Here is a 7341-nt window from a genome sequence, read left to right on the forward strand (position 1 = left end):
GCTTAGTGGCTGTCGACCCAGACGAATTTGAGCACGAACAGCAGGGCCACCACCAGCACGCAGGGGTTGATCTCGCGCCAGCGGCCGGTACCCGCCTTCATCACGCAGTAGGAGATGAAGCCCACGGCGATCCCCTCGGTGATGGAGAAACTGAACGGCATCATGACGGCGGTCATGAAGGCCGGCACCGCTTCGGTCAGATCTTCCCACTTCACCCGGGTCAGCTCGGAGCACATCAGCACGCCCACGTAGATGAGGGCCCCTGCCGCCGCGTAGGCCGGCACCATGGCGGCGACCGGAGAGAAGAAGATCGCCAGCAGGAACAGCAGGCCGACCACGATGGCGGTGAGGCCGGTACGGCCGCCGACGGCGACGCCGGAGCTGCTCTCGATGAAGGCGGTGACCGAGGAGGTGCCCATGAAGGCGCCGCCGACCGAGCTGGCGCTATCCACCAGCAGGGCCTGCTTCATGCGGGGGAAGTGCCCCTTGTCATCGGCCAGCTTGGCACGATTGGTGACACCGATCAGGGTGCCGGAGGAGTCGAACAGGTTGACCAGCATGAAGGAGAAGATGATCCCGGCCAGGCTGATGTCGAGCGAGCCCATCAGGTCCAGCTGGCCGAACACCGGCTCTATGCTGGGGGGCATGGAGACGAAGCCCTTGAAGGTGACGTCGCCAAACAGCCAGCCCAGGGTGGTGGTCACCACGATGGCGATCAGCACGGCGGAGTGGACGCCGCGGGCGGAGAAGATGCAGATCAGGAAGAAACCGAGCAGCCCCAGCAGGCAGGGCAGGGAGGTGAGGTTGCCCACCGTCACCATGGTCGCGGGGCTGGCGACCACGATACCGGCGTTGTGCAGGCCGAGCAGGGCGATCAGCAGACCGATGCCGGCGGTGATACCGACCCGCAGGGTGAGCGGAATGTTGGCGATGAGCCAGTAGCGTACCCGCAGCAGGGTGAGGATCAACAGGCCCATGGCACCCCAGAAGATGGTGCCCATGCCCACTTGCCAGGAGTAGCCCATGCCGGCCACCACCACGAAGGCGAAGAAGGCGTTGAGGCCCATGGCCGGGGCCAGCGCGATGGGCAGGTTGGCGAGCAGACCCATCAGGATGCTGCCGATGCCGGCGATGAGGCAGGTGGTGACGAACACGGCCTGGGTGTCCATGCCGGCCGCAGAGAGGATCTGCGGGTTGACGAAGACGATGTAGACCATGGTCAGGAAGGTGGTGATGCCGGCGATCACTTCGGTGCGGGCGTTGGTGCCATGGCCCTTCAGGGCAAACAGACGCTCAAGCAATCCTTGCCCGGCGGCCTGTGCGGGGGCCTGGTGTGGTTGATTCATGTTGGATTCCAATAGGTGACTTGAAATAAGCAGCAGGCGAAGAGCCGGTCCCATCCATGCGGGCGTGACGCCCTGTTTCTGGTGGTTAAATAACCAGACTCGTCCTGATACCGTGACAGCGCGCACATTTTTACACAGGCGGCGCCGTTTACAAACCCCGGATCTGCGAGGCGGATCAATGAATAGAGTAAAAATTCAAACGTTTGCTTTTTCGCCAACAAAAAAGGTTCTCGTCGGAGAACCTTTTTGGCGCAGAGAGGGCAAATCTCAGAGGGTCTTGAAGTAGCGCTCCACCAGCTGGGCCAGCACGGAGTCGAGAGTATCCTGCACTTCCCCCAGCTCCCGCCCCAGGCGGCGCAGAAACAGGCTGGCCTGCTTCTCGGTCAGCTTGCGGCCGTCGATGAAAAACTCCTGCTCCGGCAACTGCTTGTCATAGCGGGGCAGCAGGGTCCAGTTCACCAGCTCCGGCTCCACGGCGGCGAAGATCTTGGCGGCGGCAGCGCAGAAGGTCTCGATGTGCGCCTTGCCGTCCGGCCCGAGGCAACCGGGCTCGACCCGGATCTGGATGGTCAGTTTCTTCTCTGTGGTGGGCTGGGTCGTCATCTTGCTACATCCATGCATGAGGTATCCGTCTTGGATTGTAAGCGATCGGGCACAAGAAAGGGGAGCCTGGGCTCCCCTTGTCGCATGTACCGGTTTACTTGGCGATTCGCTTGTCGTGGTGGGAACGGTGCGGCTGATGCAGCAGCCGCACTTGTTTGCCCTGTTACTTGGCGATGCGCTTGTACTTGGCGCGATGCGGCTGGACGGCCTCGGCGCCGTAGGTCTTCTTCTTCCACTCTTCGTATTCGGTGAAGTTGCCCTCGAAGAAGGCGATCTTGCCCTCGTCCTGGTAGTCCAGGATGTGGGTGGCGATGCGGTCGAGGAACCAGCGGTCGTGGGAGATGACCATGGCGCAACCCGGGAACTCCAGCAGGGCGTTCTCGAGGGCGCGCAGGGTTTCGATGTCCAGATCGTTGGTCGGTTCATCCAAGAGCAGCACGTTGCCGCCGGTCTGCAGCAGCTTGGCCAGGTGCAGACGGCCGCGTTCACCACCCGACAGCTCGCCGACGCGCTTCTGCTGATCGGCACCCTTGAAGTTGAAGCGGCCTATGTAGGCCCGGCTCGGGAACTCGTAATTGCCGATGCGCAGGATGTCCTGGCCGTCGGCGACTTCCTCGAACACTGTCTTCTTGTCGTTCATGCTGTCGCGGAACTGATCCACCGAGGCAAGCACCACGGTCTCACCCAGGGTGATGGAACCGGAGTCCGGCTGCTCCTGACCCGACATCATACGGAACAGGGTCGATTTACCGGCACCGTTCGGACCGATGATGCCGACGATGGCTCCCTTCGGAATGGAGAAGGAGAGATCGTCGATCAGCTGGCGGTCACCGTAGGACTTGCAGAGGTTTGCCACCTCCACCACCTTGTCGCCGAGGCGCGGTCCGGGCGGAATGAACAGCTCGTTGGTCTCGTTGCGCTTCTGGTAGTCATTGGTGTTGAGCTCTTCGAAGCGCGCCATACGGGCCTTGGATTTGGCCTGACGGCCTTTCGGGTTCTGGCGAACCCACTCCAGCTCTTTCTCGATGGACTTGCGACGAGCCGCTTCCGTGCTGGCTTCTTGCGCCAGACGGGCATCTTTTTGCTCCAGCCAGGAGGAGTAGTTGCCCTCCCACGGGATCCCTTCGCCGCGGTCCAGCTCCAGGATCCAGCCGGCCACGTTGTCGAGGAAGTAACGGTCGTGGGTGATGGCCACGACTGTGCCCTCGTAGTCGTGCAGGAAGCGCTCCAGCCAGGCCACGGATTCTGCATCCAGGTGGTTGGTCGGTTCGTCCAGCAGCAGCATGTCCGGTTTTTCCAGCAGCAGGCGGCACAGCGCCACCCGGCGGCGCTCACCACCGGAGAGGTGCTTGATCTGGGCATCCCAGGCCGGCAGGCGCAGGGCGTCGGCCGCGCGCTCCAGCTGGTTTTCCATGTTGTGGCCGCCCTGGGCCTGGATGATGGCTTCCAGCTCGCCCTGTTCGCGGGCCAGCTTGTCGAAATCCGCATCCGGGTCGGCGTAGGCCGCATAGACCTCATCCAGCCGGGCCATGGCGCGTTTCACCTCGCCGACCGCCTCTTCGACCGCTTCGCGCACGGTCTGCTCCGGATCCAGCTTCGGCTCCTGCGGCAGGTAGCCGATCTTGATGCCGGGCTGCGGACGGGCTTCCCCTTCGATCTCGGTATCTAGCCCTGCCATGATACGCAGCAGGGTCGATTTACCGGCGCCGTTCAGACCCAACACGCCGATCTTGGCGCCCGGGAAGAAGGAGAGGGAGATGTTCTTGAGAATATGACGCTTGGGCGGCACTACCTTGCCGACCCTGTTCATGGTGTAAATAAATTGAGCCATTGGCTAATTCTCTTCCTTTTCAGCAGGTTAATGTCTTGGCACTAACAGACTGATGTCGTGGTGGGGCCAGGTCGACGCAGGTCAACCGGGTTCCAAAAAACCCGTCGATTGTAAACCAATGGGCGAGGGGGGGCAAAGGTGGCACCCGGTCGGCCATTCCCTTTGCCGGGGCCATCACAGCCTGCTGCAACGGGGCGCCAAACTTGGCATGATGAAGGCCCTGTTTGCCCCGGAGTTTGCATGACCAGCCTGCCTTCAGCCCCGCCTCTGGCGGCCACCCTCGCCGCCATGGGGCTGTCACCCGTCATCGGTGAGCCGCTTGCCGCCAGCCTGCCCCGTTTGACCTTGCAGCCGGGTCAGCCGCTGCTGGCCCAGGGGGCGATGCAGGAGTCGGCCTTCTACCTCGAGCGAGGCATCGCCCGCGCCTGTCACTACGCCTGGGACGGGCAGGAGCGCTGCAAGGAGTTCTACTTCGAAGGGGAGCTCTGTCTGCTCTACGACAGCTGGCTCACCGGGTCGCCTGCCCGCTACCAGCTGGAGGCCGTCACGGCGCTGCAGCTGGTGCGGGTACCGCTCGCCCTGCTGGACGAGCCCGCCTGGCAGCCGGTCTGCATGGCCCTGTTGCGCCAGCAGCTGTGCTACAAGGAGCGCAAGGAGGCCTTCTTGCTGCTGCACTCCCCCGAAGAGCGCTACCGGGAGCTCTGCCGCACCTTCCCCCACTGGCCGGCGCGGCTCACTCAGGTGCAGCTCGCCAACTACATCGGCATCAGCCCGGTCACCCTGTCGCGGATCCGCCGGCGCATTAACACGGGTTAATGCCGCGCGGCGCCCATTCCCGCCATGCTGGGCCTCTCGAACAAGCCTGGAGTGGGGATGATGTCGCTGTTTTTGTGGTCACAACTGGTGGTGAGCCTGGCGCTGCTGCTGGATCTGCTGTCGTTTCAGCTGCGGACGCGCCGGGCCATTCTGGCCTGCCTGGCGCTCTCCTGCGCCCTCAATGGCGCCCATTTCGCGCTGCTGGGACAAGCGTCGGCCGCCCTGCTGCTCTGGCTGGCGAGTCTGCGCTTCGTGGTCAGCATGCTGGCCACGCGTCGCCTCTTGATGTGGCTTTTTATGGGGTTGTCCTGCCTCGCGGTGCTCGCCACCTATCAGGGACCGCTCGCCTTGCTGGGGTTGCTGGCCAGCCTGCTGCAGACCCGGGCTGCGTTTTGCCTAGATGATCGCCTGCTGCGGCGCTGGATGCTGCTGGGTACCCTCTGCTGGCTGGCCAACAACCTGCTGGTGGGGTCGCCCGTGGCGGCACTGATGGAGGGGCTGTTTCTGGTCAGCAATCTGGTGGGTTACTACCGCCACTATGGGCGCAGGGCATGTCCGGGGAGTTGATATCGGCTGCGGGAGAAACCGTGGGCCAAGTCCCGCCTGATAGGGATTACCAAGAAAAGAAGCCGCCATAGTGACGGCCTCTCTGGCTTATCAGGCTTATCAGGCTTATCAGGCTTTGTTGAAGCCGTTGATGAGCACTTTTGCGTAATCGATGACGAACTGCTGGCAGTGGATGGCGGTCTGCGGATCGAACTCCTCGCCGTGCAGATCGGTGTTGGAGAGTACCCGGATCCCGACGAAGGGCACCTTGTAGGCCTCTGCCACCAGGGCGGCGGAGGAGGTTTCCATCTCTTCCGCGGCGGTCTGGTAGGTCTGGTGCAGCCAGTTGATGCGGGCGACCTGGCGGTTCCACTCGTCGGCGGTGCCTATGATGCCGGGGACCACCCGACCGTGACGATAACGGTCAGCCATGCCGAGGGCGCGGCCGACCAGCTCGGGATCGCCGGCAAAGGCGGTGTGTTCCACCAGCTTGCCGTTGTCGCGCAGGCGCATGGTGACCTCGAAGTTGTGCCATCTGCTCGGGTCGACGCCCTGCTCGGCGGGTGTTAGGTCACTGCGGTAGGCCCCCATGTTGAAGCTCTTGGTGCCGATGACGATGTCACCCCGGTGCAGCGCCGGATCGTGGCCGCCCGCCGTGCCCTGATTGATGACGAGGCGTGGCTGGAAGCGCTCCATGGCGAGGGTGGTGGCCGCGGCGGCATTGGCCAGTCCCACCTCGGTGCGGGAGACGACCACCGGATAACCCGAGAGGGTACCCTGCCAGTAGGTCCAGGAACCGACGGTCAGCTCCTGCTTGTCCTTGAGGGCGGCCACCAGGGTCTCGACTTCGACGTCCATCGCCCCCTGGATCAGGATGGGGGCGGGGGCCGGGTTGGCCGCCACGACGGCGGAGGAGAAGAGGGCAAACAGGGTGAGCATGCGCGAGCAGCGTTTGATGAAATTCATGGATTACCTGTAGAACGAGCGAGAAAGCGCCGGATCCTACCGAAAGGCAAACGATTGCGCAAATGCGGGTGTGATTTTTGTCAATAGCGGGCCGGCAGAGGCCCGGGCTCAGGGCTGCTTGTGGCCGGCGAAGTAGAGCACCCGCCGCACATACTGCTGGGTCTCCTGATAGGGGGGGATGCCGCCATACTGCTCCACCGATTTTTCGCCGGCGTTGTAGGCCGCCGACATCAGGGTCCAGTTGCCATCGAAATGGGTGTGCAGCCACTTGAGGTAGGCCACGCCTCCCTTGATGTTCTGCTCTGGATCGAAGGGGCGGGTCACCCCGAAGCGCTGCTGGGTCTCGGGGATGAGCTGCATCAGCCCCTGGGCATTCTTGGGGGAGACGGCGCGGCTGTCGAGGTTGGACTCGGCGATGGCGATGGCCAGCACCAGCCTCTCGTCGATGCGGTGGCGCTTGGCGGCGTGGCGCAGCATGGATGCCAGCTTCTGTTTGGCGGGCGACTGGCGGGCCAGATAGGCCTCCAGATTGAAGGGGGTGGTGGGGATGGCGGCGAAGTAGCCGCCGGATCCACCGACGCCGCTGCCGCACTGATCCCCCATCACGGCATTGCCGACCCGGCTGTTGTAGTAGCGGGCGGCCTGCTGGTTGCCAAGGCGGATCGCCATGGCCAGGTAGGCGTTGGCCATGCGGGGGTTGCGAACCGAGCCGGGGCCGGTGGCGAGCAGGCGGCCGATGCGAAAGTAACCTTCCGGGCTACCCGTGGTGGCGGCGGCGCAGTAGAAGTGGATGGCTTGGGTCAGGTTGCCCTGACTCTGTGCCTGCTGACCTTTCTTCAGTGCGCTGAGCGCCTTGGGTGCCTGTCTGAAATCCCTGCTTTGCGCCGCTGCCAGCCCGGTGCCGGCCAGCAACAGCGATAAAAAAAGCAGCAAAAACAGCCTGTTTTCGCTGGAACTCGACATGGATTCTCTCCTGTTGGGGTACAGAAGATATAGGGGAACATGGCCTTTTCTGCCATTAATCTAGTGGATCCTGTTGTTATGGATCCGGGTATCCAGAGATCAAAACGGTATGGAACCAATGGCCGAGGCTGATGCGGCAGGGGTTGGCGACGGCTCATAAGGGTCGCCGCCAACAAAGGGGTTGCTAGATAAGTTGCCCCTGGCCACCATCGGCCCCATCGGCCCCATCGGCCCCATCGGCCCCATCGGCCCCATCGGCCCCATCGGCCC

7 protein-coding genes are annotated in these 7341 nt (G+C 63.3%); 2 read left to right on the forward strand and 5 right to left on the reverse strand.

The window, feature by feature from the left end:
• Positions 1–2: 2 nt before the first annotated feature.
• The 3 genes from QLG02_RS10720 to ettA all read right to left on the reverse strand — a co-directional run bounded on the left by QLG02_RS10720 (position 3) and on the right by ettA (position 3780).
• Complete coding sequence (locus tag QLG02_RS10720; RefSeq protein ID WP_005304142.1) at positions 3–1346, reverse strand: NCS2 family permease; 1344 nt, start codon at positions 1344–1346, stop codon at positions 3–5.
• Between the two features lie 267 nt (positions 1347–1613).
• Positions 1614–1949 (reverse strand): hypothetical protein, encoded by a 336-nt coding sequence (locus QLG02_RS10725; protein ID WP_282465147.1) that lies wholly within the window; start codon positions 1947–1949, stop codon positions 1614–1616.
• Positions 1950–2112: 163 nt separating this feature from the next.
• Positions 2113–3780 carry an energy-dependent translational throttle protein EttA gene (ettA, locus tag QLG02_RS10730; protein ID WP_268030140.1) on the reverse strand — a complete coding sequence of 556 codons (1668 nt, stop codon included), beginning with the start codon at positions 3778–3780 and terminating at the stop codon, positions 2113–2115.
• 240 nt (positions 3781–4020) lie between these two features.
• Here ettA and QLG02_RS10735 point away from each other — a divergent pair, with 240 nt between their 5' ends.
• Positions 4021–4596 carry a Crp/Fnr family transcriptional regulator gene (locus QLG02_RS10735; protein WP_171282226.1) on the forward strand — a complete coding sequence of 192 codons (576 nt, stop codon included), beginning with the start codon at positions 4021–4023 and terminating at the stop codon, positions 4594–4596.
• Positions 4597–4653: 57 nt separating this feature from the next.
• Positions 4654–5163 (forward strand): YgjV family protein, encoded by a 510-nt coding sequence (locus QLG02_RS10740; protein WP_166463283.1) that lies wholly within the window; start codon positions 4654–4656, stop codon positions 5161–5163.
• Positions 5164–5271: 108 nt separating this feature from the next.
• Here the strand turns inward: QLG02_RS10740 and mtnN are convergent, their stop codons facing one another.
• Together mtnN and QLG02_RS10750 are read right to left on the reverse strand one after the other, a co-directional pair.
• Positions 5272–6108, reverse strand: coding sequence for a 5'-methylthioadenosine/S-adenosylhomocysteine nucleosidase (gene mtnN / locus QLG02_RS10745; RefSeq protein WP_282465148.1), 837 nt, complete (start codon positions 6106–6108; stop codon positions 5272–5274).
• A 108-nt stretch (positions 6109–6216) separates the two neighbouring features.
• A complete protein-coding gene (locus tag QLG02_RS10750; protein WP_282465149.1) occupies positions 6217–7071 on the reverse strand; it encodes a lytic transglycosylase domain-containing protein in 855 nt (284 codons plus the stop codon).
• Positions 7072–7341 lie beyond the last annotated feature (270 nt).

It is taken from the genome of Aeromonas sp. V90_14, assembly GCF_029967615.1.
In the GTDB taxonomy this organism is placed as follows: domain Bacteria; phylum Pseudomonadota; class Gammaproteobacteria; order Enterobacterales; family Aeromonadaceae; genus Aeromonas; species Aeromonas hydrophila.

Bases quoted from the DNA above. Each gene is read 5' to 3' on its own strand.
- QLG02_RS10725 (WP_282465147.1), bottom strand. From the start codon at position 1,949: ATGACGACCCAGCCCACCACAGAGAAGAAACTGACCATCCAGATCCGG.
- mtnN (WP_282465148.1), bottom strand. From the start codon at position 6,108: ATGAATTTCATCAAACGCTGCTCGCGCATGCTCACCCTGTTTGCCCTC.
- QLG02_RS10735 (WP_171282226.1), top strand. From the start codon at position 4,021: ATGACCAGCCTGCCTTCAGCCCCGCCTCTGGCGGCCACCCTCGCCGCC.
- QLG02_RS10740 (WP_166463283.1), top strand. From the start codon at position 4,654: ATGATGTCGCTGTTTTTGTGGTCACAACTGGTGGTGAGCCTGGCGCTG.
- QLG02_RS10750 (WP_282465149.1), bottom strand. From the start codon at position 7,071: ATGTCGAGTTCCAGCGAAAACAGGCTGTTTTTGCTGCTTTTTTTATCG.
- ettA (WP_268030140.1), bottom strand. From the start codon at position 3,780: ATGGCTCAATTTATTTACACCATGAACAGGGTCGGCAAGGTAGTGCCG.
- QLG02_RS10720 (WP_005304142.1), bottom strand. From the start codon at position 1,346: ATGAATCAACCACACCAGGCCCCCGCACAGGCCGCCGGGCAAGGATTG.